This is a genomic window from Pseudomonas sp. RIT357, assembly GCF_000632245.1.
Taxonomy (GTDB): domain Bacteria; phylum Pseudomonadota; class Gammaproteobacteria; order Pseudomonadales; family Pseudomonadaceae; genus Aquipseudomonas; species Aquipseudomonas sivasensis.
The window spans coordinates 134,619-160,690 of record NZ_JFYX01000001.1 but is presented as its reverse complement, the minus strand read 5'-3'; the positions used below and the strand labels follow the sequence as shown (position 1 = coordinate 160,690).

Genomic DNA, 26,072 nt, shown 5'->3' with positions numbered 1-26,072 from the left:
CCGAGGACCGTGCCATGGCTTTCGAAGCAATGTTCCAGCCGATCCAGATCGGCAAACTGACCATCCGCAACCGCGTGCTCAGTACCGCCCACGCCGAGGTGTATGCCACCGACGGCGGCATGACCACCGATCGCTATGTGAAGTACTACGAAGAGAAAGCCAAGGGCGGTATTGGCCTGGCGATCTGCGGCGGTTCCTCGGTGGTCGCCATCGATAGCCCCCAGGAATGGTGGAGTTCGGTGAACCTGTCCACCGACCGCATCATCCCGCACTTCCAGAACCTGGCTGACGCCATGCACAAGCATGGCGCCAAAATCATGATCCAGATTACCCACATGGGCCGTCGCTCGCGTTGGGACGGCTTTAACTGGCCGACCCTGATGTCGCCGTCCGGTGTACGTGAGCCGGTGCACCGCGCAACCTGCAAGACCATCGAGCCGGAAGAGATCTGGCGCGTGATCGGCAACTACGCCAGTGCCGCCAAGCGTGCCAAGGCCGGTGGCCTCGACGGTGTGGAACTGTCGGCAGTGCACCAGCACATGATCGACCAGTTCTGGAGCCCGCGGGTCAACAAGCGTACCGACGAATGGGGCGGCACCTTCGAAGGCCGCATGAAGTTCGGCCTGGAAGTGTTGAAAGCCGTGCGCGCGGAAGTCGGTGATGACTTCTGCGTGGGCATGCGCCTGTGCGGTGACGAGTTCCACCCGGACGGCCTGTCCCACGAGGACATGAAGCAGATCGCCAAGTATTACGACGACACCGGCATGCTCGATTTCATCGGCGTCGTCGGCTCGGGTTGCGACACCCACAACACCCTGGCCAACGTAATCCCGAACATGAGCTACCCGCCGGAGCCGTTCCTGCACCTGGCGGCCGGTATCAAGGAAGTGGTCAAGGTTCCAGTGCTGCACGCGCAGAACATCAAGGACCCGAACCAGGCCACGCGCATCCTTGAAGGCGGCTATGTGGACATGGTCGGCATGACCCGTGCACACATCGCTGACCCGCACTTGATCGCCAAGATCAAGATGGGCCAGATCGACCAGATCAAACAGTGCGTCGGCGCCAACTATTGCATCGACCGCCAGTACCAGGGCCTGGATGTGCTGTGCATCCAGAACGCCGCGACGTCCCGTGAATACATGGGCGTGCCGCACATCATCGAGAAATCCACCGGACCGAAACGCAAGGTCGTCGTAGTCGGCGCCGGCCCAGCAGGGATGGAAGCTGCGCGTGTAGCAGCCGAACGTGGCCACGACGTAACCCTGTTCGAGAAGAAAGAATTTATCGGCGGGCAAATCACCACTGCTTCCAAGGCTCCGCAACGCGACCAGATCGCGGGGATCACGCGCTGGTTCCAACTGGAACTGGCGCGCTTGAAAGTCGACCTGCGCCTGGGCGTGGCGGCCGATGCCGCGACCATCCTGGACCTGCGTCCAGACGTGGTGGTGCTGGCGGTCGGCGGGCATCCGAACATCGAGCAGAACGAACACTGGGGCGCGGCCGAAGGCCTGGTGGTGAGCAGTTGGGACGTGCTCGACGGCAAAGTCGCGCCGGGCAAGAACGTGCTGGTCTACGACACCATCTGCGAATTCACCGGCATGTCGGTTGCGGACTTCCTCGCGGACAAAGGCAGCCAGGTGGAAATCGTCACCGACGACATCAAGCCGGGCGTGGCGATTGGCGGTACGTCGTTCCCGACCTACTACCGCAGCATGTACCCGAAAGAAGTGATCATGACCGGCGACATGATGCTGGAAAAGGTCTACCGCGAAGGCGACAAGCTGGTGGCGGTGCTGGAGAACGAATACACCGGCGCCAAAGAAGAGCGGGTGGTGGACCAGGTGGTCGTCGAAAACGGCGTGCGTCCGGACGAAGCCATCTACTACGGGCTCAAGGAAGGTTCGCGCAACAAGGGTCAGATTGACGTTGAAGCCTTATTCGCGATCAAGCCGCAGCCGTGCCTGAGCGAGACGGGCGAGGGGTACTTGCTGTTCCGCATCGGTGACTGTGTGGCCCAGCGAAATACCCACGCTGCCATCTATGACGCCCTGCGCCTGTGCAAGGATTTCTGACACCACAGGGCCAAAAATGTGGGAGGGGGCTTGCCCCCGATAGCGGTGGGTCAGCGACAACTGTACCGACTGACAGTCCGCCATCGGGGGCAAGCCCCCTCCCACATTCGGGTCAGTTTCGCATTAGATTTGTGTGGTCTGTGGGAGCTTCACCATGTTGAACACCTTGCTGCCTATTCTCTTGTTCGCCGCCTTGGGCCTTGCCGTCCTCGGCGCCCTGCGCCGGGTGAACATGTGGCGCCGTGGCCGCGCGTCCAAAGTCGACCTGCTGGGCGGCCTGCTGGCCATGCCCAAGCGCTACATGGTCGACCTGCACCACGTGGTCGCCCGCGACAAATACATCGCCAACACCCACGTCGCCACGGCCCTGGGCTTTGTGCTGTCGGCACTGCTGGCGATTCTGGTGCATGGCTTCGGCCTGCAAAACCGTATCCTCGGCTACGCCTTGCTGCTGGCCTCGGTGTTGATGTTTGTCGGCGCCACCTTCGTTTACCTGCGTCGGCGCAACCCGCCGGCACGCCTGTCCAAAGGCCCGTGGATGCGCCTGCCGAAAAGCCTGATGGCGTTCTCGGTGAGCTTTTTCCTGGTGACCTTGCCCGTGGCCGGGATTCTGCCGGCGGACTTCGGCGGTTGGTTGCTGGCTGCGCTCTTGAGTGTGGGTGTGCTGTGGGGCGTGTCCGAAATGTTCTTCGGCATGACCTGGGGCGGCCCGATGAAACACGCCTTCGCCGGTGCCCTGCACCTGGCCTGGCACCGTCGCGCTGAACGTTTTGGCGGTGGTCGTTCCACCGGTTTGAAGCCGCTGGACCTCAGTGATAAATCCGCGCCGTTGGGCGTGGAGAAACCCAAGGATTTCACCTGGAACCAACTGCTCGGCTTCGACGCCTGCGTGCAGTGCGGCAAGTGCGAAGCGGCGTGCCCGGCGTTTGCCGCCGGCCAGCCGTTGAACCCGAAAAAGCTGATCCAGGACATGGTGGTCGGCCTGGCCGGCGGCACCGATGCCAAATTCGCCGGCAGCCCATACCCAGGCAAAGCCATTGGCGAACACAGCGGCAATCCGCATCAACCGATCGTCAACGGCCTGGTGGACGCCGAGACCCTATGGTCCTGCACCACCTGCCGCGCCTGCGTGGAAGAGTGCCCGATGATGATCGAGCACGTGGACGCCATCGTCGACATGCGCCGCCACCTCACCCTGGAGAAAGGCGCCACGCCGAACAAAGGCGCCGAAGTCCTGGAAAACCTGATCGCCACCGACAACCCTGGCGGTTTCGCACCGGGCGGTCGCCTGAACTGGGCGGCGGATTTGAACCTGCCGTTGCTCAGCGACAAAAGCAGCGTTGACGTGCTGTTCTGGGTCGGTGATGGCGCCTTCGACATGCGCAACCAACGCACCTTGCGTGCGTTCGTCAAAGTGCTTAAAGCCGCCAAGGTCGACTTCGCCGTGCTCGGCCTGGAAGAGCGCGACAGTGGCGACGTTGCCCGTCGCCTGGGCGATGAGGCGACGTTCCAACTGCTGGCTACGCGCAATATCCAGACGTTGGCCAAGTACAGCTTCAAGCGCATCGTCACCTGCGATCCGCACAGTTTCCATGTGCTGAAAAACGAGTACGGCGCCTTCAACGGCAACTACCGCGTACAGCACCACAGCACTTTCATGGCCGAGCTGATCGGCGAGGGCGCGCTGAACCTGGGCCAGCACAAAGGTGACAGCGTGACCTACCACGACCCGTGTTACCTGGGCCGCTATAACGGCGAATACGAGGCGCCGCGCGAAGTGCTGCGGGCGCTGGGGATCGAGGTCAAGGAGATGCAACGTTCGGGCTTCCGCTCGCGTTGCTGCGGCGGTGGCGGCGGCGCGCCGATCACCGACATCCCCGGCAAGCAACGTATCCCCGACATGCGCATGGACGACATCCGCGAAACCGGCGCCGAGCTGGTGGCGGTGGGCTGTCCACAATGCACTGCGATGCTTGAAGGTGTGGTCGAGCCGCGTCCGTTGATCAAGGATATCGCCGAGCTGGTGGCCGATGCGTTGCTTGACGAGGCGTCGCCAGCCAAAGCTCCCATCAAACGTGAACCTGCGGAGGTGCACTGATGAGCGACATTATCCGCCGCGACCCACGGGCCGAATGGATCGCCCGTAACCGCCTGCACCCGTTGCATGCGGCGATGCAGCCGGTACAACACAGCTGGATGGGGCCGAACGGCGTTATCCGCAAAAACGTACATGGCGTCGGTTTTATCGGCCCTAACGGCATCAAGCGCATCGACCGCAGCGGCGCCCAGCAGGGTGGCGTGACCAAGCGTACTGCGGCGATTGAAGTGCAGTTGCCGCTGCATCAGGTGCCTGCGCCGGCGTTCTATATCAACGTGGTGCCGGACATGGTCGGCGGCCGCTTGAGCAGCCACGACCGCGACCTGCTCGGCCTGGCGCGACAACTTGCCGGCAGCGACGGTGCGGTGTTGGCGGTGGTGTTTGGCGAGCATAAGGAAAACGCGTTCGCCACGGCCGGTGTCGACCGTCTGCTGGTGCTGGACGGCCACGAATTCGACGGTTATTCACCGGAACAACGCGTGCAGGGTTTGCGGGCTGTGGATAACCAGTTCAACCCACGCCATTGGTTGCTGCCCGACAGCCGCAGCGGCGGTGGTGAGCTGGGTCGGCGGTTTGCCGCGAGCCTCAAGGAGCGCCCGGCCACGCGGGTGTGGCAGATCAAGGGCGACGCGTGCATCGGCCGCGCCGGCGCTGGCCAGGAAGACCTGGCGCGGCCACTTCCGCGCCTGATCCTCGCCGCCGTCGAATGTGCCGATCCGGTCAGCGACACACGTCATGAAGTCTTGCCCGTGGAGTTATCCACAACCCTGGCACGCAGCCTGCCGCGCATCGAAGACCTCGGCGCGGTGGCAGTGGACCCGGCGGCGATCCCCATGGCCGAGGCCGAGTTTATTTTCTCTGGCGGCAACGGCGTGAAGGATTGGAACCTGTTCCACCAGACCGCTGCTGCCCTGGGCGCCACCGAAGGCGCGTCGCGTGTGGCTGTGGACGACGGCTTTATGGCCCGCGATCGCCAGGTCGGCGCCAGCGGCACCTGGGTCACCGCACGGGTGTATGTGGCCGTGGGGATTTCCGGGGCTATCCAGCACCTGCAAGGCATCGGCGCCTGCGACAAGGTGGTGGCGATCAATCTCGATCCGGGTTGCGACATGATCAAGCGTGCCGACCTGTCGGTGATCGGCGAAAGCGCCGCGATACTGCAAGCCTTGATCGATGCGGTCGAGGCCTACCGCAACGGCGCCAAGCGCGATGCGGCTTGAGGACATGACTATGACCACGAATGTAATCAGCCTGGTGTCCATCGGCGCACACCCCACCTCCGGGCGCCCGCGCCGGGCAGAGCAGGATGCGCGAGCCGTTGAACTCGGCCTGCAAATGGCTGGGGATAAGTTGCAGGTGCTGCACGCGGGCAATATCGCCGAACCCACCTTGCGCAGCTACTTGGGCATGGGCTTGCCGCAACTGCATGTACTCGAACAACCGGAGGGTGCCGATGCCTTGCCGGTACTCAGTGATTATCTGCGCGAGGCAGGCGCCCAGGTGGTGCTCACCGGCAGCCAGGCCGAAACCGGTGAAGGCTCGGGCATGCTGCCGTTTCTGCTGGCCGAGCAATTGGGCTGGCCGCTGGTTGTCGGGTTGGCTCAGGTGGAGTCCATCGAAGGCGGCGTTGCTCATGTGCTGCAAGCCTTGCCGCGTGGGCAGCGGCGGCGCTTGAAGGTGCGCTTGCCGTTTTTGGCGACTGTGGATAACGCCGCGCCCAAGCCTCGGCAGAGCGCCTATGGCCCGGCGCAACGCGGTGAGTTGGCAGCCCATGAGGTTGAAGTTGAAGCCGATGAGTTATTCACAGGCGCGGTGCTGCAACCGGCCAAGCCTCGTCCCAAACGCCTCAAGGTGATCAAAGCCAAAAGCGGCGCCGACCGCATGAAAGCCGCTACGGCCAAGGCCAGTGGTGGCGGTGGGCAAGTGCTCAAAGGTGTCAGCGCCGAGGAAGGCGCCCAAGCCATTCTCAAGTTGCTCATAGAAGAAGGCGTCGTGCGCTAACCCACCAACACTGCAAAACAAATGTGGGAGGGGGCTTGCCCCCGATAGCGCTGTGTCAGTCACAGATGTACTGAACTGATCCACCGCCATCGGGGGCAAGCCCCCTCCCACATTTTTATCTCCATCAGGTTCTGAGGTTAAGGGGTGGCTGGCGCGGGTTTCGGCACCAGCTCCGGCAGCGGTGGCGGCAGCGGCTGCCAGGTGGCATCCGGCTGTTGCATCGGCGGTGGCAGGGCCGGTGTAGGGTCGCCGCCCATCGGCTTGAGGATCATTTTGTCGGTGGTGTCGCGCAGGATCATGCCCTGGGTTGAGCTGCGCGCTTCGGTGCCGCTGTGAAAGGTGCTGATCTGGGAAATCGGCAGGTCGAGGTTGCGTTCGATCCTCGGCGTCAGCAGCAGGATGATCTCGGTTTTCTGCTGAGTGTTCTGGTTAGTGCCGAACAGCTTCTTCCCGATCCACGGGATCTGGCTCAACCACGGCAGCCCCGAGCCTTCGTCGATATCCGAGGTGCGGATCAGCCCCGAGACGATCTGGGTTTCGTTGTTGCGCGCGGTCAGCAGGGTCTTGGTGGAACGTGAGCCCAGTTCGAAGGTGGCTGGCACATTTTCCGAGCCGGGAATGCGCTTGGTGATGTGGCTCATTTCCACGTTCAGCTCCAGGTTCACCTCATCGCTCAGGCTGATATTGGGCTTGACGGTGATCTGCAGCCCCACGTCCTGATAAGACACCGATGAGGTGGTGATCTGGTTGGCGGTGGTGGTGGTCACCACCGGGATCTTGTCGCCGATATTCACCTGGGCTTCTTCACGATTGCGCACCCGCACCCTGGGGTTGGCCAGGGTCACGGTGTTGCCGCTGCGCTGCAGCATATTGATACGCGCCGATGTGCTGCCCGAATCCAGCAGGATGTTGTCACCGTTGATCCCGCGCAACGCGCTGATGGGGATACCCGCAAGCCCGGCGGGCACGTTGGCCAGGTTGCCTACCGACAAGCCGATACCTTCCGGGTACTGGATGCCCAGGTTCAATTCGTCGGTCAGGCTGACCTCCAGCACCTGGATATCGATGGTCACTTCCGACTGCGCAATGTCGATGGCCTCCACCAGTTTTTCCACGGCGCTGAGGGTGTCCAGCCCATCGCGCACAATCACCGCATTCAGGCGCTCGTCTACCAACACCTCCTTGGGCTTGAGCACCTGCTTGATCTCGGCGGCGATGACCTTGGGGTCGCCATGGCTGAGGTAGAAGGTGCGGACGGCCAACTCACGGTATTCACGTTCTTTGTCCGGGCGGCGGGGGTAAACCAGGATGGTGTTGGCGTTAAGGATTTTCTTGTCCAGCCCTTGGGTGGTCAGCAGCAGGTTCAGCGCATCTTCGGCGGTGGTTCGGCTGGCGGTCATGCTTGCCGAGGCGCTGGGATTGACGTCTTTGTCGATGACGAAGTTGACCCCTGAAAGGCGCGCGATAGTCTCGAAAATCGTGGTCAGGCTCTGGGCGCTGAACTCCAGGCTCAGGGGTTTGCGCATGGCCTCGGAAAGGTCGGCGCTGAGGTAGTCGGCGCTGACCAGCTCGCGGGTCAGGGCATTGCGAAAGTCCAGGGCCTCTCGGTAGTTGGGCTTTTGCGCGATGATCCGGCGCACCAGGTTGAGCGCCTCCACTGGGTTTGCGCGTTTCATTTCGTAGGCCTGCGCCAGTTGTGGGCGCAGTTGTTTCATCGCCTGGATGCTCTGGATTTCCTGGCGTGCGCCGAGGTTGCTGGGGTCGTATTTGAGGATGGTTTCCAGGGCGCGGATGGCGGCCGCGTCGTCTCCACGCATCAGTGCGGTACTGGCCTCGCGGCTGTACTGGGCCACCAGCAACTCCAGTTTGCTGAAATTGGCGGTGCGCAGTTGCACGTCGTCCGGGTCTTGTTTGGCTTCGGCTTGCAGCACTTCCACCGAGCGGATGATGTCGCCCTTTTGGCGCAACTCATCGCTTTCTTTGATTGCGCGTTGGGTCTGGCACGCGCTGAGCAGAGCCAGGGTCAGGCTCAAGTAAATCCATGTACGTAACGCCATGATCGTGTCCCGCCCTGGTCAGTGAGTGTCAAGCCGCAAGGTGCTGACATGCTTGAGCGGCATGTAGGTCAGCACCACGGTCGTGTCGGTCAGCTTGTCCAGTCGGTAGTGCGAGTCGAGCATCTTGCCGGGCACGATGCGCCCCGGCACCGAGCAGCGGTTGCACAGCGTGTATTGGCGATCGTTACCGCGCAGCACGACGATTTTCGATTGGTTCTCATAACGCCACTGCGCGCTCACGCTGAAGGGCAGCGCAGGTGGTTTGGGCGGTGCGGTGTCGACTGGAATGGGGGGCGGCGCAGGTGTCCAGGTTTGGGTGGGGAACAGGTCGACCGTCTCAGCCAAGGCTGGCGCGGAGGGTGACGCTGGCGCTGTGGGTTTGATCTGCGCCGTGGTCGTCACGGGTGACGATGCAGGGGCAGGGCTGTCCACCGTGTCCTGCCAGAACAGCCAGCCACAGCTGATCAGGGTCAATAACAGGAGCACGCGCAAATACAGTGGCAGCTTCATTCCACCACCCCCAGCACACTGACCTTGAGGTTGATGTCCAGCATGCCGCTGCTGATGTCTTTGCGCTCCAGGGTCACGCGCTCGATGCGTACGGCGGGCTCGTTCGAGAGGTCGACCAGGGCATTGCGCAATAAGGCGTAGGGGCCGGAGAGCGGGATCTCCACGTCCAGCCGTTGCAGCCCTGTGTCGCCGGGCGCGGAGTAGGCCAGCGTGGTCTGTTCGATGGCAAAGCCGTAGCGGCTGAGCACCCCCAGCAGCGTTTCCAGGCGGGGGGCAAAGTCCTGCGCGCTGGGTAAGCGCTCGACCACCGCCGGTTCGGTGACTTGCACATCCTGAGGCTGTTCATCGATGCCGGCCTGCAGTTCCTGGCGGCGCAGGTTGTCGCTGATGCCTGCCGGGTAGATCACCGTCACTTCGATCACCAGCGCCGCCATCATGGCCCCCACCGCCAGCAGGCCCCAAAATCCCAGGCGTTGTTGCCACTGGGTCAGTTGCCAGCGCAGGCGCGGCAGGTGGCGAGTAAGGGCATGCATGGGCATTACCCCGCGCCAACGGTGAGTTTGACCTGCACCGGGTGTTGCGGGTCGTTGGCCTTGCGGGCGCTTTGTTGCAGGTTCACCTGTACACCGGGTTGCGCCTTGAGTCGCTCGGCAAATCGAAAGGCGTCGCCCAGCACTTTGGCTTCCAGGTCCAGATGAATCAGTTGGGCCTGTGTGTTGATCTCGACGCGGGTCAGGGCGATATCTCGGGACCAGGCTTGGGCCACGGCATCCATCAGTGCGAAGGGCGTGACCTTTTGTTGGGCGAACGTGGACAACTGCTGTTTTTGCGTGGGCGACAGGCGAATGGCGGCCTGGATCAACTGCTCCTGACGGCGAGTCAGCTGGATGAAGTGCTGCTCCAATGCGTCGGTCTGTTGTTGCTGTTGCTCCATGCGTTGCCAGTGCTGCCAGGTGTTGAACAGCAGGGCGGCCGCGCCCAGCCATAGGACAGTCACCCAAGGCCGGCGGGTGGCGCTGGCGCGTTGGAAATCCACGTGTGGCCCTTGAGGCGTACGCAGGTGCTGCCAGACAGTCGCGAGCCTGGATTTCATACAGACGACTCCTCCAGCCAGGGGTGCACCGGACCCAACCGGTTTTCCGCCGGGGTGTTGGTGACCACCAAGGTGGCAGCGGCATGCCGCTCCACCAGCAGGTCGGCGGTGAACAGGTTGTCGCTCAAGGTGCTGCCGCGTGGGGTGGGTATGACGCAGACCTGGTCGATCACACCCTGTTGTCGATAGAGGCAACTGAGGCTTTCGGTTTCGGGCACCACCAGCACACAGTCGGCCGGTAAGTGCCGCCAATACCGCTGCGCCACCGCTGTCAGCAATGGCATACACGTCACCAGCGGCAGGCGACGCAGCTTGAATAGCTCACGCAGGTCGTGCAGCAGCTCCCGATGCATCGCGACCGCCAGGCGCTCATGGCCGAAGGCGCTGTCCGCCACGTGTATCTGCCACTGCTCAGGGTCGATGCCGGCTTGTTGGCTGAACGTGGCCTCGGCGAATCCTTGCCAATCGTCTGCGCTGTACAACCCGGTTTGCCACCCCAGCATCAGGTAATGCACATGGGGAAATCCCAGCAGCACCGTGGCGCGGTCCAGGAACCCTACGCGGCCGCGCGGCGCCTGTTCCAACAGCTCGGCGCAGGCGGCCAAGGGCACGCCTTCATGTTGCGCGCGCCACACCGGCGCACCGCGCCAGCGCGGGCGCGCGGCCCACTCGGCACCGGTGCTGTGCAGCCACACCACATGCTCAATAAAGGGAAATGACACGGTGTATCTCCTTGAGCGTGGTATCGCCCTGGGCGGCATGGGCCAGGGCGATATCGCGGATAAATACGTGGCCGGCTTCACGCGCCAGTTCACGCAGGCTGGAGGCCGAATTGCGGTTGAGCAGGCCCTCCTTGATGCTGTCGGTCAGCGTCAGCACTTCGGCCAGGGCGAGCCGGCCGCGATAGCCGGTGTGGCGGCAGGTCTCGCAGCCTGTGCCCACACGATAGTGGCCCTGTCTGAGTTGGGCGTCAGGCAGTTGGGCGAGGCGGACAATATCGGGGTCGGGCTCGGCGTCGACGCCGCAGTCCGGGCAGATGCGCCGCACCAGGCGCTGGGCGACCACGCCGTTGAGGGCTTCGACAAAACTGGCCGGGTCCACGTCCATATAGGTAAAGCGCTCCAGCACACTGAACGCGCTGTTGGCGTGCACCGACGACAGCACCAGGTGCCCGGTCAGCGCCGCCTGCACCGCGATACCGGCGGTTTCGCCGTCGCGGATTTCCCCCACCAGAATCGTGTCCGGGTCGTGGCGCAGGATCGAGCGCAGGCCACGGGCGAAGGTCAGGCCCTTCTTGTCGTTGACCGGAATTTGCAGCACGCCGGGCAGTTCGTATTCCACCGGGTCTTCGATGGTGATGATCTTTTTCTCGCCGGTATTGGTCTCTGACAGGGCGGCGTACAGCGTGGTGGATTTGCCGCTGCCGGTGGGGCCGGTCACCAGCAACATGCCATAGGGTTCGCTGGCCAATACGCGGATGCGCGCGATGGTGTCGGCGCTCAGGCCAAGGGTTTCCAAGCTCAGGGATTCGCCGCGCTGGGACTTGTCGAGAATCCGCAGCACCGCATCTTCGCCGTGGATGCTGGGCATGATCGACACACGAAAATCCACCTCGCGGCCCTGGATCTTCATCTTGAAGCGTCCGTCCTGGGGCACCCGCCGCTCGCCGATGTCCAGCTCCGACAGCACCTTGATCCGCGACAGTGCCTGCTCGGCCATGTCCAGGCCGCTGGCCTGGCCCATCTGCTGCAACACGCCGTCGATACGGTATTTGATCACCAGGCCCTGGGGCGTGGTTTCCACATGGATGTCACTGGCGCGGCTTTGCAGCGCATCGAACAACATGGAGTTGACCAGGCGCACCACCGGGTTGTCGTCGCGGGCGATGCTGCTCAATGAGATTTCCTGGGCGGCCTGGATGACACGGGCGCTTTCATCGTCGCTGCCGAAGGGTTGCATGACCCGTTGGCTGGCTTCGGCCAGAGTCAATTGAGCTTTCACCGCGCCGGGCAGGCTCATGGCGAGGGGTAATTGGCGCAAGGTTTTGGAGGACTGCAACCAGTGTCGGCTGGCCAGGGTGAACGGGTCGCCCAGTACCAGGCAGGGCTCACCGTGGTTATCCACAGGCAGCGCGTTATGGATCAGTGCCTGAGGCAATGCCAGCAGATCAAAACGCCAGTTTTCACTGAGGGTTTGCGGGGCGATGGCAAGCAGGCCGAGGGGCTGGGCGATAGTGCTTAATTGGTCGGGTGCTTTTTCCAGGACCTCCCGCAGGTAATCGGACAAGGGGATGCCTCGTTGTGCCGCAAGCGCTTGCCATTGCAGTGTCTGCTCACTCATCGCGTTACCCCTGAATGGAACCCGCCAGTTCGAAAATCGGCATGTACAGCATGAACACGATCAAGCCGATCAGCCCGCCCACCACCAGCATCAACAGTGGCTCGAACACCTTGCTGAACAGCTCAATGGCGCGCTCCAGTGCCTCATCGTGAAACTGCGCGATGCGCTCACACATGGCCGCCAATTCGCCGCTTTGCTCGCCCACCCGCAATAGGCGTTCGGCGACGGCGGTGGTCAGTTGATGGCGGGCGAGGGCGGTAGAGAGGGGTTGTCCGGCCTGGATATCGGTCATGGCTTGGCGCAAGGCGCCTTGGCGTTCCACGGGCAGTAGCGCGCCGGACAATTCCACCGCCGTGACCACCGGCATTCCGCCCATCAGCAACATGCCTGCGGTGCGATAAAACCGCGCGAGCACAAACAGCGTGCGCTGGGCTCCCAGGCTGGGGATTTTCCAGAACAGGCCCGCTGCGCGACGCTTGAACCCGGCGCTGCGAAACATCAGCACCAGTGCAGCGATGACCAGTACCAGGCCGACCAGCATCTCCAGGCTATGGGCGTCCACCAGCGCACCCCACCACACCATGAAGCGCGCGGTGGCTGGCAGGTCGGTGACCGCATCGAATACCGAGGCGAAGCGCGGGATCACGAAAAACAGCAGAAACAGCAGGATCAACGCGCCCACGCTGAGCACCACCAAGGGGTACATCAGGGCGCCGCTGACGCGCTTTTTGACGGTTTCCAAATGCGCTTCGAAATGATGGTAGCGGCGCAGAGCCACGGCCAATTGGCCGCTGTGCTCGGAGGACGCCACGGTGGCGATCAACAGCGAAGGAAACGTCTGTGGCTTGAGCTGCATCGCCTTGGACAGTGAGTTGCCTTCATACATGGAGGCGAGCAGATCGCTCATGACCTGTCGGTTGACGCCCGGCGGCGCCTTGTCGCGCAGGGTTTCCACCGCTTCCACCAGCACCAGTCCGGCGTCCAGCAGCACCACCAGTTCCTGGATAAACAGGCCAAGGGCGAACGTGCTGCGGCGACTCGGCAGTTTGAGTTGGCGGCGGGCTTTGAGCGAGATGACTTGCACACCCTCGGCCTGCAGTTGCCGGCGCGCCTGGGAGAGGTCCACGGCGTGCAGTTGCAGGGACTGCAAATGGCCGTCGCGGATGATGCGTGCGTCGACGTCGATCATGGTGCCTGCCTCGCCAGTTGTTGGCGTTGTTGCAGTAACTCACCGTAGTAGCGCCACACCGCCCGGGCGTAGCGCGAGCGCTGCGCCTGGCGATCCGATTTGGCCCCGGCGTTGTAGGCGCCGACTGCCTGCCAGCCATAGCCCTGTTCGCGGATAAACCCGGCGAGGATCCACGCGCCGACCATCACGCTGGTGCAGGGCTGGGTAATCAGGTGTTGTTCGGTGATGCCCCATTGCGCGAGCGCAGGCAAGTGACGGCTGTTGATTTGCATCAGGCCGATGTCCTGGCTGCCGTCACTGTTGACGTTACGCGCGTGTGGGTTGAGGCCGGACTCGACCTTGGCGATGGCGTACAGCAGAAGCGGGTCAACGTGGTAACGGCTGGCCGCCAATTGCCAGCAGTTGGCCTGGGCAACGCCCATGCAGCACAACAGGGTTAAGGCAAGCGGCAGGCGGCGCATGGTGGGTCACAGCCCGTAGACGATGTCGGCGTAGGTGTTCTCACCGCCCGCTTTGCCGTCTCGGCCCAGGCAGATGATCTCTGCGTCGTTGGGCGCAGTACCGGGGTTCTTGAAAAGGTAAGGGTTGCCCCATGGGTCTGGCGGCAGTGACTTGAGGTACGGCCCCTGCCAATTGTTCGCGTTGGCGGGGCGCGTCGTGAGCGCATTCAGGCCGAGTGTTTCGTCGGGGTAGGTGCCATTGTCCAAGCGGTACTGATGCAAGGCATCGGCAAGGGACTTCATCTGCCCCTGGGCTGTTTGCACCTTGGCCAGTTCCAATCGATCAAACATCTTCGGCCCGACGTAGCTGGCGAGCAGGGCGATGATCAGCAGGACTACCAGCAGCTCAAGCAAGGTGAAACCGCAGGAGCGGGTGCGGAAAAAGGTGCGACTGTACATGGAGATACCCTGTGGGAGTGCCAAGGCACGGCGGTTGTGTAGCCATCTCCCCGCCCGCGTTTGAGCGGGCACCGCCGGTAGTACTGCATCGCTATTCGAATTACACCTCTACAACTGTAGCGTTCGTCGATATAAGGCGCCGTGAGGCGCCCTATAACGTTTGGCTCTTGGGGTTATCGAGTTAATGAATATGCGCGTCGGCTTATTCCACCTTTTCCCAAGCGTCGCGCCATGCTTCGCCGGTTTCCGGTGCATAAGCCCATGCGGCACCAGCGCACCAGCCGCTGTTCGGAAACGGTCTGCAGCGGTAGTTACCGCCAGCGTTGCTCACGATGTCCCCGGCTTTGTACGGTGTGCCCTCTACGTAGGCCGGATACTCTCCGCCGCCGCTGTCCGGAGTCACCGTGAAGTCGAACTCCGCCTGGCTGGTCTTGCCGTTTTGCTGGTCGCGCACATTCAGGCGTGCCTTGAACGGGGTCGCCTCTGTGACGGTGTAGGCAGTACCGCTGACGTTGGCGGCGTTCTGCGCCCCGGTCATCCCAGGCACCGCCCATTGGTAGAGCAGTTGCCCGTTGCTACCGGTCGAGCCCGTGCCACTGAAGGTAAATGCCTGTCCGGACTTCAACGAAGTGGGGCCGGTAATACGGGCAACCGGTGGCGCTGGGTTAACAGGCGTTTCCCCACCCGGAATGATGGACATCGCCTTGGAGTAACCCTCGTTCTGGACGAACACTGAGTTGGCGCTTGGGTCGGCTGAGTTGAACGCAATGTCGTTGCCGTGCTTTTCCCCGACTTTGGCGATGCTCGCATTGATCTGACTGGCCAGTTGTTGGCCCCAGATTTTCGCGTCCAGATTGGCCGCCGTGATGGGCAGGGTTATATCGACGACCTCCTGGGCTCGCGGGGTGTTGTCGAGGATGCGGAAGCGCACGGCGTCACCGGGTTTGAGGGCGCCCATGACGGCGTCGATGAACTGGCCAAGCTCGCGCCAGCGCTCCGGAATACCGCCCCCGACGATGTTAATGTCGCTGCAGTTGTAGAACCCTTCCCCGGCCGGATCTATGCGCTGCCATTGCACGAAGAGCGTCGCCTTGCCGGACTGCTGTGCCGGAACCGGAACTGACATTTTGAAGTATCCCGAGGCCGAAATAGCCGGTGGCTTGTTGCCCCAGTTGGTTTGCGCGACCGTGAATTGCTCGGTGTGGATAAGGGTCAAGTCATTCCAGGTCAAGGGCGCGCGGGTCGGGTCAACGCCTGGTTTGGTCAGGAACACCCGCGCAAAACTGGGCACGTGGGGCGCCGTGCCGATGATGCGCACGTCCATTTTGCCGTTTTCGGGCGTCACGTCGGTGCGGTGCCAATCCCATTTCGCCTCCGACGGCGATTCGTTCCCCACCAGGTTCAGGCCGTCTTTTTTGCTGTCGGCTGCCGAGCACAGTTTGCCGTCCGGCACTTCTCGCTTGACGGTCTCCAGGTCCTCATAACCGGGCGCCCGGATCAAATGCGCGACTTCATTCCATTGTTGACCTGGATACTTTTCACTTTTTTTGTCCAGTGCTGCGCACCCAGCGTCACTTTTGCTACCTGACCAAAAGTCCGGAAGCATTCTGCAGTGGATCTGTCGTGCGACGGGGGTATCCACGCCGCCATGGGCTATCGCCAGCGCCGGCATCAGAATTGCCAGTGCGAGCACCCAGTTAATCAAGTTCCTTGTGTAGCGCTGTAGGTTATTCATGTTGTAGTCCGCCTCAATTCAGATAGAAAAGTTCCGAACGGCTGGAACGATCAGTGTGTGTGCAAGGGCATCATTGGTTGGGCTGGTCTCCACGGGGAGTGCTGGGGATTGGAGGGTTACTCTGTCCAGGGCCGTACAGAAACACCCACCCTTGATAACTGCCTTGCCCTGTAAAACTCTGATTGATCACCGCAAAGTTGCTTTGCTTGAACGGCGTGCCGCTGGCGTTGCTGAACACGCCCATGATCGTTTCACCCGGCCCCGGGACCACGCCCCAATCGGCGGTGCCGGTCAGCGGGTCGTCATAGACCCGGCGCAGGTAGCGCTTGATGGTCGGTTGGCGGCGGTCCAGCACCAAATCTTCGAGGGACTTGGGGAACGTATTACCGGCGGCGTAGTACAGGCCGATCGCCCGCCGAATTTCATTGCCTCGCGCCAGCAGTTCCAACTCACGCTCGCGCTGCAACACGCTGGACCACAGCGTGCCTGTTTCCATCAACATCACGGCCACCACGGCCACTGTCACCAACATGCCCATGAACACCGAGCCGTCCTGGCTGTGTTTACCAGTCTGCATAGGCGCTCCCGTCGTGGGCGCTGCCGGGCGCACCGCTGCGCACGTCGCCCAGGCCTTGTTCGTCGGAGGGTTGCAGTTGCCAGGTGTCGCGTTTGCCGGTGAGCGGGTCCATGGGGATTTCGCGCAAATAGCGCCGGTCGACCAGGGCTTGCAGGGACTCGGGATTGTTGCCGTGGTCTTCACGGTATTGGTCCAGGGCCTGGCGGATGGAAGACAGGTTATGGCGCAGCACGGTTTCCTGGGCCTTGGCGTGCTGGCGAAAATACTGGGGCGTCACGAGGGTCATGAGGGTGGCGATGATAGCCATCACCACCAGCAACTCGATCAGGGTAAAACCCCGATTACCACTGGCTGTATGACGTTCCATTCAAACTCTCCCGAGTGCTGCGGGACGAAACGTCGAATACATCTTCCCCCTCTTGTGGGTTATCAGCGGTGCTCTTGTAACTGCGCAGTTGCCAGGTTTGCGCGGGCAACAGTTCCGGACACTCGCAGACGGGGTCGCGGGGGATGCGGCGCAGGAAGAAGAGTTTTTTGCCTTTGAGATCGGTCTTGTCCGTGACCCCCTCGACTAATGCTTGGAGGGAGGGTGGATAACCGCTGTCGCTGATACTTTTTTCAATACGTCCGTCGTCGCTGGCCTCTTTGTAGGCGTCGATCCCACGGCGTATTTCCCGCAACGAGCGTTGCAGGTCAAGTTCCCTGTCGCGTTTACCCATCAACGCCGTCAGCGGATAAGCCACTGTCGAAAGCGTGGCCAGGAGGGCCAGCGTCAGTAGTAATTCAATCAGCGTAAAACCTTTGGCGCAGTGATGGCTGGAATGACCCCGCCCTATCACTGATCTATCTCCCTCTATCGCGCCAAGGACTTCTGCATTAACCCAGGCCAATGGATATAACTGCAAAAGTGAGTGTAGATGAACTTTGAATCTGAGTATTTTTTGTACAGTTGGCCGATAAGCGGTGGTTACCCACAATCACTGTGCACGTGCCTGTGGATAAGGTGTTTGTGGTTGTCCACAGAGCATGTAAATCAAGGCCTGCAGCGCGCTGTACGAAAAACAACCAGGCTAAGTGGCGGTTTTTACAGGCGTTTTGATGTGGATAAGGACGCTGCCCATTCTCGACTTGCCCCCAAACTCTGTTGGCGGTTCTGTGGATAAGATGTTCGCTATCAGCTACAGGCCATATAAACAGTGGCTCTCAGTGAGTTGGTTGTATTTTGATCAATTCGGCCTTTTTGTTCCGCTAAACCGGTAGATGCCCCGGTTTATGAAGGTTTGAGGCGGTTTTCCACAGCGTCGCCAGAGTTGCCCCCAAAGTCTGTTGGCGGATCTGTGGATAAGGTGTTTGCGTACCGCTGTGGGCTTTGTATTACGTGGCTTGCAGGCTATTGATCATAAATTGATCAAAGTAGGGCGAAACCCGTGGAGTTGAATAAGTCACGGATTTTCTTCAGTTAATTTTGGACAAGTAAGCCAGTTGCCCACAATTACTGTGGGTGGCTTTGTGGATAAGTTGTTGGGTAAAGGCTGGAGGGCGCGCTGGCAGAGGCCTGCGAGAGATTTGATCAAATATTGAGCAGTGTGAGGTTCAAGTGCGGGAGGGGGCTTGTCCCCCTCCCACCTTGTTGAGCTGCGGGTATCGGTTATTCGTGTGCAGCCACGCCTTTGAGGTAAGGCGCCGGTGCAGCGCCCAGATTGCTCAGCAGGCGCTCGCTGTACCAGTCCACAAAGTTCACCACGCCGAACTCATAGGTTTTGGAGTACGGCCCTGGCTGGTAAGCGGTGGAGTTGATCCCGCGCTGGTTCTCTTCGGCCAAGCGACGGTCCTGGTCGTTGGTGGCGTCCCACACTTGGCGCATGCGCTCCACGTCGTAGTCCACGCCTTCGACGGCGTCCTTGTGCACGATCCACTTGGTGGTGACCATGGTTTCCTGGGCGCTGATTGGCCACACGGTGAACACGATGATGTGATCGCCCATGCAGTGGTTCCAGGAATGCGGCAGGTGCAGGATGCGCATCGAGCCCAGATCGGGGTTTTTGATGCGGCCCATCAGCTTGGCGCAGCCTTGCTTGCCGTCCAGCGTCATCGACACAGTGCCCTTGAGCAGCGGCATGCGCACGATGCGGTTGCGCAGGCCGAAGCTGGCGTGGGCGTAAGGAATTTTTTCCGCGTCCCAAGCGGCTGCGGAGGCGGCCACGTGGTCCTTGAACGCCTGGTCGGCACGCGGGTCGGTGACATCGTCCCATTCCAGCAGGGTCTTGAGCAGTTCCGGGTGCGAGGCGTTGCAGTGGTAGCACTCGCGGTTGTTTTCCAGCACCAGCTTCCAGTTGGCTTTTTCCATCAAGGTGGTTTGCACCGCCACCTTGGTGTTCTCCATGTCGTACGGTTCCATGTAGTGGTTCAGGGTCGACAGGAAGTCATCAATGGCCGGCGGGTTCTCGGCCAGGCTGATGAAGATGTAGCCACCGGCGGTCTTCACGTTCACCGGCTTCAAACCGTACTGCTTCATGTCGAAGTCGGCGCCCATTTCGGTACCGGCAAACAGCAGGCGGCCGTCCAGCTCGTAAGTCCACTGGTGGTAGTGACACACGAGTTTGGCGACCTTGCCCTTGTCACTGGTGCACAGGCGCGAACCACGATGGCGGCAGACGTTGTGGAACGCATGCACCACGCCTTCGGCGCCACGAATCACGATGATCGGGTTCTTGCCGATTTGCAGGGTCAGGTAGTTGCCCTTGGCGGGAATTTCGCAGGTCATGCCAGCGATCAACCACTCTTTCTGGAAAATCTCCTGCATGTCGATATCAAACAGCCGGTCATCAGAGTAGAACGGCTGCGGCAGCGAAAACGTGCGCTCGCGCTCTTGCAGCATTTGCGCGGTGGCCTTGCGTGCGGGTTCCAGCGGATCGCCCAAGCTTAAGGTTGCGGTGACGTCCATCGTGTGTGTCCTCATGGCCATTCTGTGTGGCCGGCGAATAGTGGCTACGGTTGATGCTATGCAAGGCGTAAAGAAAGCGTAGTTGTTGGGTGCGAGTGTGGGGCCGGCGTTGCGACGATCCTTATCCATGGGCGACATGGCCCAATCTGATCCCGACGCGCAACCCCCTGTCGTTGGGGGCTGGTCGCGATAAGTATGTGAATGTCGCAGATAGGTAAATGGGTGGTTCTCGCGTTACGCAGAATCGCCACCATAAAGCCGAATATCGGCAGTGGAGAATCAGCATGTCCAACAGTTTCCTGAATCCAGTAACTACCCAGACCTGGGCCAATGGTCGGCACATCGTCCGTTGCGTCAAAGTCATCCAGGAAACCTGGGACGTGCGCACCTTTTGCTTCATGGCCGACCAGCCGATCCTGTTCTTTTTCAAGCCGGGGCAATTTGTCACCCTGGAGCTGGAAATCGAAGGCCAGCCGATCATGCGCTCGTACACGATTTCGAGCTCGCCCTCGGTGCCTTACAGCTTCTCGGTGACCATCAAGCGTGTGCCGGGCGGCAAGGTGTCCAACTGGCTGCACGACACGCTGCACGAAGGCCAGGAACTGGCGGTACACGGACCGGTGGGGTTGTTCAACGCCATCGACTTCCCAAGCCCCAAAGTCTTGTACCTCAGCGGCGGTGTGGGGATTACTCCCGTGATGTCCATGGCGCGTTGGTTCTACGACACCAACGCCAATGTCGACATGACCTTTATCCATAGCGCCCGCTCGCCCAAAGACATCATTTACCACCGCGAGCTGGAGCACATGGCGTCGCGGATCGATAACTTCAGCCTGCACCTGATATGTGAGAAGCACGGTCTGGGCGAGCCTTGGGCCGGTTATCGGGGCTACCTGAACCACAAGATGCTCGAACTGATGGTGCCCGACTTCCTGGAGCGCGAAGTGTTCTGCTGCGGCCCGACGCCGTACATGAACGCGGTCAAGCGCCTGCTGGAAGTGGCCGGGTTCGACATGGCGCGCTATCACGAGGAATCCTTCGGTGCGACGCCGCCGGAAGCTCGTGCCGATGCGGTGGAACAAGCCGAACAAGCGGCCGACGCGCCGGAAATCGATTTGGCAGACCTGCATCAGGTGGAATTCATTTCGTCAGGCAAGAGCATCCGCGTGGCGCCGGGCGAAACCGTGCACGCAGCGGCGGCCAAGCTTGGGCTGTTGATCCCGAAAGCTTGCGGCATGGGCATTTGCGGAACGTGCAAGGTGATGAAGCTGGGCGGGGAGGTCGAGATGGACCACAACGGCGGGATCACCGAGGAAGACGAAGCCGACGGTTACATCCTGTCGTGCTGCAGCGTGCCGAAGGGGGATGTGCGTATCGAGTTCTGATTGCTCAAGCAGGCACAACACAGTCCAAATGTGGGAGGGGGCTTGCTCCCGATAGCAGAGTGTCAGCCACTGCATGTGCAAGCTGACCCACCGCCATCGGGAGCAAGCCCCCTCCCACATTTTTTTATGTACATCAGTGAGTCATTGTCAGGCGCCCATGACTTCGCGGATGTCTGCGGCCAGTTCGCGCACGCTCTTCCTCCAGGCACAACACAGTCCAAATGTGGGAGGGGGCTTGCTCCCGATAGCAGAGTGTCAGCCACTGCATGTGCAAGCTGACCCACCGCCATCGGGAGCAAGCCCCCTCCCACATTTTTATGCACATCAGTGAGTCATTGTCAGGCGCCCATGACTTCGCGGATGTCTGCGGCCAGTTCGCGCACGCTCTTCCTCCAGGCACAACACAGTCCACATGTGGGAGGGGGCTTGCTCCCGATAGCAGAGTGTCAGCCACTGCATGTGCAAGCTGACCCACCGCCATCGGGAGCAAGCCCCCTCCCACATTTTTTATGCACATCAGTGAGTGATTGTCAGGCGCCCATAACTTCGCGGATGTCTGCGGCCAGTTCGCGCACGCGTTCTTCCTCGGTATCCCACGCGCACATGAATCGCGCGCCGCCTTTACCGATGAAGGTGTAGAAGCGCCAGCCCTTGGCGGTCAACGCGGCAATGGCTGGTTCCGAGAGTTGCAGGAATACGCCGTTGGCCTGTACCGGGAACATCAATTCCACGCCCGGAATATCCGCCACCAGGCTGCTCAGCAGTTGTGCGCAGTGGTTGGCGTGGCGTGCATGTTTGAGCCAGGCGTCGTTTTCCAGCAGCCCCACCCATGGCGCCGACAGGAAGCGCATCTTCGACGCGAGCTGGCCGGCCTGTTTGCAGCGGTAGTCGAAGTCTTCGGCCAGCTTGTGGTTGAAGAACAGGATCGCTTCCCCCACGGCCATGCCGTTCTTGGTGCCGCCAAAGCACAGTACGTCCACACCGGCTTTCCAGGTCAGGTCTGCTGGCGAGCAGCCGAGGAAGGCGCAGGCGTTGGAAAAGCGCGCGCCGTCCATGTGCAGGTTCAGGCCCAGTTCTTTGCAAGTGGCGCTGATGGCGCGGATTTCTTCCGGGGTGTACACGCTGCCGACTTCAGTGGCTTGAGTCAGGGTGACTACGCGGGGTTTGGGGTAATGGATGTCTTGGCGTTTGAGCGCGATCTCGCGGATCGATTCCGGGGTCAGCTTGCCGTTTTCGGTGCGGGCTACGAGCAGCTTGGAGCCGTTGGAGAAAAACTCTGGCGCGCCGCATTCGTCGGTTTCGACGTGGGCCGTTTCCGAGCAAATCACGCTATGGTAGCTCTGGCACAAGGAGGACAGCGCCAGTGAGTTGGCGGCGGTGCCGTTGAAGGCGAAGAACACTTCGCAGTCGGTTTCGAACAGGTTGCGGAAACCGTCGGCGGCGCGGTGGGTCCATTCATCATCGCCATAGGCGCGTTGATGGCCTTGGTTGGCTTGTTCCATGGCGGCCCAGGCTTCCGGGCAAATGCCCGAATAGTTGTCACTGGCGAATTGTTGGCTCTTGTCGGTCATGGCCCATTCCTGTGGTCGATGTTGGTGCGCACTTTAACCAAGATTGTCGGGCGTACGCACGCTCTGTAAATGCAAAGTCACTGGGGAATTATGCACGGTACTGAAACGATACCTGTCGGACGTGTCCGTGATGGCGCTTTGGATTTGCTCAAGTGGCTGGCGCTGCTGAGCATGGTGCTCGACCACCTGCGTTATGTCGGCTTGAGCCTCGATGGCCTCTACGTACCGGGGCGCTTGGCGTTCCCGTGGTTTTGCCTGGCGATTGCGGCGAACCTGCACCGCGTCGCAAACGCACCGGTGACTGGGCATTGGCGTTACCTGGGCTGGCTGCTGCTGTTCAGTGTGATCAGCGAAGTGCCGTACCGGATGTTTATCGACGATGCCGATACGTTGAATGTGCTGCCGACCTTGGCCTTGGGCTTGCTGGTTGCCCGAGGATGGCAGCAGAAGGCGCTTATTGATCGAGGATTGGCGTTGATCGCCGCCACGATAGCGGCCGTATTTTCATCCCACTTAATGTTCGGTTTCTTTGGTGTATTGCTGCCATTGGCGATGCTGCTGGTGTTTAGTCGGCCTTGGTATTTCAGTGTGTTGCCGGGCCTGGTCTGCGTCGCGGCCAACCAGTGGCAGATCCTGCTCAATAGCGGCACGCCGGTGGCGCTGTTGGGGTTGGCTGCATGCCTGATTGCGCCATTGGCCGGATTGGTCTTATTGCGACATGCCAATAGCGCCGGGCCCCCGGCCATGCGTCGTTGGGCGTATGTGCTCTATCCCGCGCATTTCCTGCTGCTGCTACTCCTTCGCAAGTTCATCACCTGACCCATTGTGGGAGGGGGCTTGCTCCCGATAGCGGTGGATCAGCTTGCACATGCTGTGGCTGACACACCGCTATCGGGAGCAAGCCCCTCCCACATTTGTTCTGTGTTGTTCCGGCAATGTCGTAAACGCACCTTTGCGTGGCGTCCGTAGGCATTTGGCCTGTCTGCGCCAGCCCTACCATCGCATCAAAGGGCCCTGCGACGGGCCTCAACAATACGAAAGGCTGGGAGAGACGCGATGTTCAGCAAACAAGACCAGATCCAGGGATATGACGACGCACTGCTGGCGGCCATGAATGCCGAAGAGCAGCGTCAGGAAGATCATATCGAGCTGATCGCGTCGGAGAACTACACCAGCAAGCGTGTGATGGAAGCTCAAGGCAGCGGCCTCACCAACAAATACGCCGAAGGCTACCCAGGCAAGCGCTACTACGGTGGCTGCGAGCACGTGGACAAGGTTGAAGCCCTGGCCATCGAGCGCGCCAAGCAACTGTTCGGCGCCGATTACGCCAACGTGCAGCCACACTCCGGTTCGTCTGCCAACAGCGCTGTGTACCTGGCGTTGATCAATGCCGGCGACACCATCCTGGGCATGAGCCTGGCCCACGGCGGTCACCTGACCCACGGCGCCAAAGTGTCGTCCTCGGGCAAGCTCTACAACGCGGTGCAATACGGCATCAACACCGACACCGGCCTGATCGACTACGACGAAGTCGAGCGCCTGGCCGTCGAGCACAAGCCGAAAATGGTGGTGGCCGGTTTCTCTGCCTACTCCAAGACCCTGGATTTCCCACGTTTTCGCGCCATCGCTGACAAAGTCGGCGCGCTGCTGTTCGTCGACATGGCCCACGTCGCCGGCCTGGTTGCCGCCGGCCTGTACCCGAACCCGCTGCCCTACGCAGACGTGGTCACCACCACCACCCACAAAACCCTGCGCGGTCCACGTGGCGGTTTGATCCTGGCCAAGGCCAACGAAGAAATTGAAAAGAAACTCAACGCCGCCGTGTTCCCTGGCGCCCAGGGCGGCCCGCTGATGCATGTGATCGCCGGCAAGGCCGTGTGCTTCAAGGAAGCCCAGGAGCCAGGCTTCAAGGTCTACCAGCAGCAGGTGATCGACAACGCCCAGGCCATGGCCGGCGTGTTTATCAAACGCGGCTACGATGTAGTGTCCGGCGGCACCGATAACCACTTGTTCCTGGTCAGCCTGATCCGTCAGGGCCTCACCGGCAAAGAGGCGGATGCCGCCCTCGGTCGCGCCCACATCACCGTCAACAAAAACGCCGTGCCGAATGACCCGCAGTCGCCGTTCGTGACCTCGGGCCTTCGCATCGGCACCCCGGCGGTGACCACGCGCGGTTTCAAAGTGGCGCAGTGTGTTGAGTTGGCCGGCTGGATCTGCGACATCCTCGACAACCTCGGCGATGCCGACGTCGAGGCCAACGTGGCCAAGCACGTGTCTGCCCTGTGCGCTGATTTCCCGGTTTATCGCTGAGCGCGGTTTTGGAGTAATGACTATGCAACGCTACTCGGGCTTCGGCCTCTTCAAGCACTCCCTCAGCCACCACGAAAACTGGCAGAAGATGTGGCGCACGCCGACCCCTAAGAAGGTCTACGACGTGGTTATCGTCGGCGGCGGCGGGCATGGTCTGGCGACCGCCTACTACTTGGCGAAAGAGCACGGCATCACCAACGTGGCCGTGGTCGAGAAAGGTTGGTTGGGCGGTGGTAACACCGCGCGCAACACCACCATCGTGCGTTCCAACTACCTGTGGGATGAGTCGGCGCACCTGTACGAACACGCGATGAAACTGTGGGAAGGCCTGTCCCAGGACCTGAACTACAACGTGATGTTCTCTCAGCGTGGCGTCTACAACCTGTGCCACACCCTGCAGGACATCCGTGATTCCGAGCGCCGTGTGAGCGCCAACCGCCTCAACGGCGTGGACGGCGAACTGCTCAATGCCAAGCAAGTGGCCGACGAGATTCCGTACCTGGATTGCTCCAAGAACACCCGCTACCCGGTGCTTGGCGCCACCGTGCAACGTCGCGGCGGCGTGGCCCGTCACGATGCCGTGGCCTGGGGCTTTGCCCGCGCCGCTGACGCACTCGGCGTGGACCTGATCCAGCAGACCGAAGTGATCGGTTTCCGTAAGGAAAACGGCGTGTGCATCGGTGTGGAAACCAACAAGGGTTTTATCGGCGCCAAGCGCGTCGGTGTGGTGACGGCGGGTAACTCCGGCCACATGGCTTCGCTCGCCGGTTTCCGCCTGCCGATCGAATCCCACCCGCTGCAAGCGTTGGTGTCGGAGCCGATCAAGCCGATTATCGACAGTGTGATCATGTCCAACGCCGTGCACGGTTACATCAGCCAGTCCGACAAGGGCGACCTGGTGATCGGCGCCGGTATCGACGGCTACAACGGCTACGGCCAGCGCGGCTCGTACCCGGTGATCGAACACACCATCCAGGCCATCGTCGAGATGTTCCCGGTGCTGTCGCGCGTGCGCATGAACCGTCAGTGGGGCGGCATCGTCGACACCACGCCGGACGCCTGCCCGATCATCTCCAAGACCCCAGTGCCGAACATGTTCTTCAACTGCGGTTGGGGCACCGGTGGCTTCAAGGCTACGCCGGGCTCAGGCAACGTGTTTGCCGCGAGTCTCGCCAAGGGTGAAATGCACCCATTGGCTGCACCTTTCTCTATCGACCGTTTCCACAACGGTGCGTTGATCGACGAACACGGCGCTGCGGCCGTCGCCCACTAACAGGAGAAATTTCCT

The 26,072-nt window shown here is 61.3% G+C and carries 23 protein-coding genes; 8 read left to right on the top strand and 15 right to left on the bottom strand.

Annotation, left to right across the window (positions count from 1 at the left end; genetic code table 11):
• Positions 1-14 precede the first annotated feature (14 nt).
• The 4 genes from dgcA to BW43_RS26470 all read left to right on the top strand — a co-directional run bounded on the left by dgcA (position 15) and on the right by BW43_RS26470 (position 6,174).
• Positions 15-2,075, top strand: a complete 2,061-nt coding sequence (gene dgcA / locus BW43_RS26455) for a dimethylglycine demethylation protein DgcA (protein WP_032884007.1) — start codon at positions 15-17, stop codon at positions 2,073-2,075.
• A gap of 154 nt (positions 2,076-2,229) precedes the next feature.
• Positions 2,230-4,173, top strand: coding sequence for a dimethylglycine demethylation protein DgcB (gene dgcB / locus BW43_RS26460; RefSeq protein ID WP_032884006.1), 1,944 nt, complete (start codon positions 2,230-2,232; stop codon positions 4,171-4,173).
• A complete protein-coding gene (locus BW43_RS26465; RefSeq protein WP_032884004.1) occupies positions 4,173-5,393 on the top strand; it encodes an electron transfer flavoprotein subunit alpha/FixB family protein in 1,221 nt (406 codons plus the stop codon). The genes dgcB and BW43_RS26465 overlap by 1 nt, the downstream gene beginning before the upstream one ends.
• 10 nt (positions 5,394-5,403) lie before the next feature.
• Positions 5,404-6,174: an electron transfer flavoprotein subunit beta gene (locus tag BW43_RS26470; RefSeq protein ID WP_032884002.1), complete on the top strand. Its 771-nt coding sequence runs from the start codon at positions 5,404-5,406 to the stop codon at positions 6,172-6,174.
• A gap of 137 nt (positions 6,175-6,311) precedes the next feature.
• On the opposite strand, the gene BW43_RS26475 is transcribed toward BW43_RS26470, so the two are convergent.
• The 14 genes from BW43_RS26475 to gbcA all read right to left on the bottom strand — a co-directional run bounded on the left by BW43_RS26475 (position 6,312) and on the right by gbcA (position 19,518).
• Positions 6,312-8,231: a secretin N-terminal domain-containing protein gene (locus BW43_RS26475; protein WP_032884001.1), complete on the bottom strand. Its 1,920-nt coding sequence runs from the start codon at positions 8,229-8,231 to the stop codon at positions 6,312-6,314.
• An 18-nt stretch (positions 8,232-8,249) separates the two neighbouring features.
• Entirely contained in the window at positions 8,250-8,741 is a 492-nt protein-coding gene (locus BW43_RS26480) for a hypothetical protein (protein WP_032884000.1), read from the bottom strand.
• On the bottom strand, positions 8,738-9,274 hold the full coding sequence (locus BW43_RS26485) for a hypothetical protein (RefSeq protein WP_032884514.1): 537 nt from the start codon (positions 9,272-9,274) through the stop codon (positions 8,738-8,740). The genes BW43_RS26480 and BW43_RS26485 overlap by 4 nt, the downstream gene beginning before the upstream one ends.
• A 5-nt stretch (positions 9,275-9,279) precedes the next feature.
• Positions 9,280-9,834: a hypothetical protein gene (locus BW43_RS26490; protein WP_032883999.1), complete on the bottom strand. Its 555-nt coding sequence runs from the start codon at positions 9,832-9,834 to the stop codon at positions 9,280-9,282.
• Positions 9,831-10,556 carry a hypothetical protein gene (locus BW43_RS26495; protein WP_050442788.1) on the bottom strand — a complete coding sequence of 242 codons (726 nt, stop codon included), beginning with the start codon at positions 10,554-10,556 and terminating at the stop codon, positions 9,831-9,833. Before BW43_RS26495 ends, BW43_RS26490 begins: the two co-directional genes overlap by 4 nt.
• A complete protein-coding gene (locus BW43_RS26500) occupies positions 10,537-12,174 on the bottom strand; it encodes a GspE/PulE family protein (RefSeq protein ID WP_032883997.1) in 1,638 nt (545 codons plus the stop codon). The genes BW43_RS26495 and BW43_RS26500 overlap by 20 nt, the downstream gene beginning before the upstream one ends.
• 4 nt (positions 12,175-12,178) lie before the next feature.
• Entirely contained in the window at positions 12,179-13,363 is a 1,185-nt protein-coding gene (locus tag BW43_RS26505) for a type II secretion system F family protein (protein ID WP_032883996.1), read from the bottom strand.
• Positions 13,360-13,824, bottom strand: coding sequence for a transglycosylase SLT domain-containing protein (locus BW43_RS26510; protein ID WP_032883995.1), 465 nt, complete (start codon positions 13,822-13,824; stop codon positions 13,360-13,362). The genes BW43_RS26505 and BW43_RS26510 overlap by 4 nt, the downstream gene beginning before the upstream one ends.
• 6 nt (positions 13,825-13,830) lie before the next feature.
• The gene (gene gspG, locus BW43_RS26515) at positions 13,831-14,262 is read right to left on the bottom strand and encodes a type II secretion system major pseudopilin GspG (RefSeq protein ID WP_032883993.1); all 432 of its coding nucleotides are present in this window, start codon (positions 14,260-14,262) and stop codon (positions 13,831-13,833) included.
• 202 nt (positions 14,263-14,464) lie between these two features.
• Positions 14,465-15,997 carry a lytic polysaccharide monooxygenase gene (locus tag BW43_RS26520; protein ID WP_032883991.1) on the bottom strand — a complete coding sequence of 511 codons (1,533 nt, stop codon included), beginning with the start codon at positions 15,995-15,997 and terminating at the stop codon, positions 14,465-14,467.
• Between the two features lie 70 nt (positions 15,998-16,067).
• Positions 16,068-16,574 (bottom strand): type II secretion system protein, encoded by a 507-nt coding sequence (locus tag BW43_RS26525; protein WP_177326407.1) that lies wholly within the window; start codon positions 16,572-16,574, stop codon positions 16,068-16,070.
• Positions 16,561-16,941 carry a type II secretion system protein gene (locus tag BW43_RS26530; protein WP_032883989.1) on the bottom strand — a complete coding sequence of 127 codons (381 nt, stop codon included), beginning with the start codon at positions 16,939-16,941 and terminating at the stop codon, positions 16,561-16,563. The genes BW43_RS26525 and BW43_RS26530 overlap by 14 nt, the downstream gene beginning before the upstream one ends.
• On the bottom strand, positions 16,916-17,410 hold the full coding sequence (locus tag BW43_RS26535) for a prepilin-type N-terminal cleavage/methylation domain-containing protein (RefSeq protein WP_032884512.1): 495 nt from the start codon (positions 17,408-17,410) through the stop codon (positions 16,916-16,918). Before BW43_RS26535 ends, BW43_RS26530 begins: the two co-directional genes overlap by 26 nt.
• 812 nt (positions 17,411-18,222) lie before the next feature.
• Positions 18,223-19,518 carry a glycine-betaine demethylase subunit GbcA gene (gbcA, locus tag BW43_RS26540; protein ID WP_032883986.1) on the bottom strand — a complete coding sequence of 432 codons (1,296 nt, stop codon included), beginning with the start codon at positions 19,516-19,518 and terminating at the stop codon, positions 18,223-18,225.
• A 284-nt stretch (positions 19,519-19,802) separates the two neighbouring features.
• On the opposite strand from gbcA, the gene gbcB reads away from it, so the two are divergent.
• The gene (gbcB, locus tag BW43_RS26545; RefSeq protein ID WP_032883983.1) at positions 19,803-20,903 is read left to right on the top strand and encodes a glycine-betaine demethylase subunit GbcB; all 1,101 of its coding nucleotides are present in this window, start codon (positions 19,803-19,805) and stop codon (positions 20,901-20,903) included.
• Between the two features lie 530 nt (positions 20,904-21,433).
• Here gbcB and BW43_RS26550 read toward each other — a convergent pair.
• Positions 21,434-22,474, bottom strand: coding sequence for a low specificity L-threonine aldolase (locus BW43_RS26550; RefSeq protein WP_032883981.1), 1,041 nt, complete (start codon positions 22,472-22,474; stop codon positions 21,434-21,436).
• 90 nt (positions 22,475-22,564) lie between these two features.
• Between BW43_RS26550 and BW43_RS26555 the strand changes: the two genes are divergently transcribed.
• The 3 genes from BW43_RS26555 (at position 22,565) to BW43_RS26565 (ending at position 26,057) form a co-directional block, all read left to right on the top strand.
• Entirely contained in the window at positions 22,565-23,293 is a 729-nt protein-coding gene (locus BW43_RS26555) for a TraX family protein (protein ID WP_032883979.1), read from the top strand.
• Between the two features lie 237 nt (positions 23,294-23,530).
• The gene (glyA, locus tag BW43_RS26560) at positions 23,531-24,784 is read left to right on the top strand and encodes a serine hydroxymethyltransferase (protein ID WP_032883977.1); all 1,254 of its coding nucleotides are present in this window, start codon (positions 23,531-23,533) and stop codon (positions 24,782-24,784) included.
• Positions 24,785-24,806: 22 nt separating this feature from the next.
• On the top strand, positions 24,807-26,057 hold the full coding sequence (locus BW43_RS26565; protein ID WP_010207084.1) for a sarcosine oxidase subunit beta: 1,251 nt from the start codon (positions 24,807-24,809) through the stop codon (positions 26,055-26,057).
• The last annotated feature ends 15 nt before the right edge of the window (positions 26,058-26,072 follow it).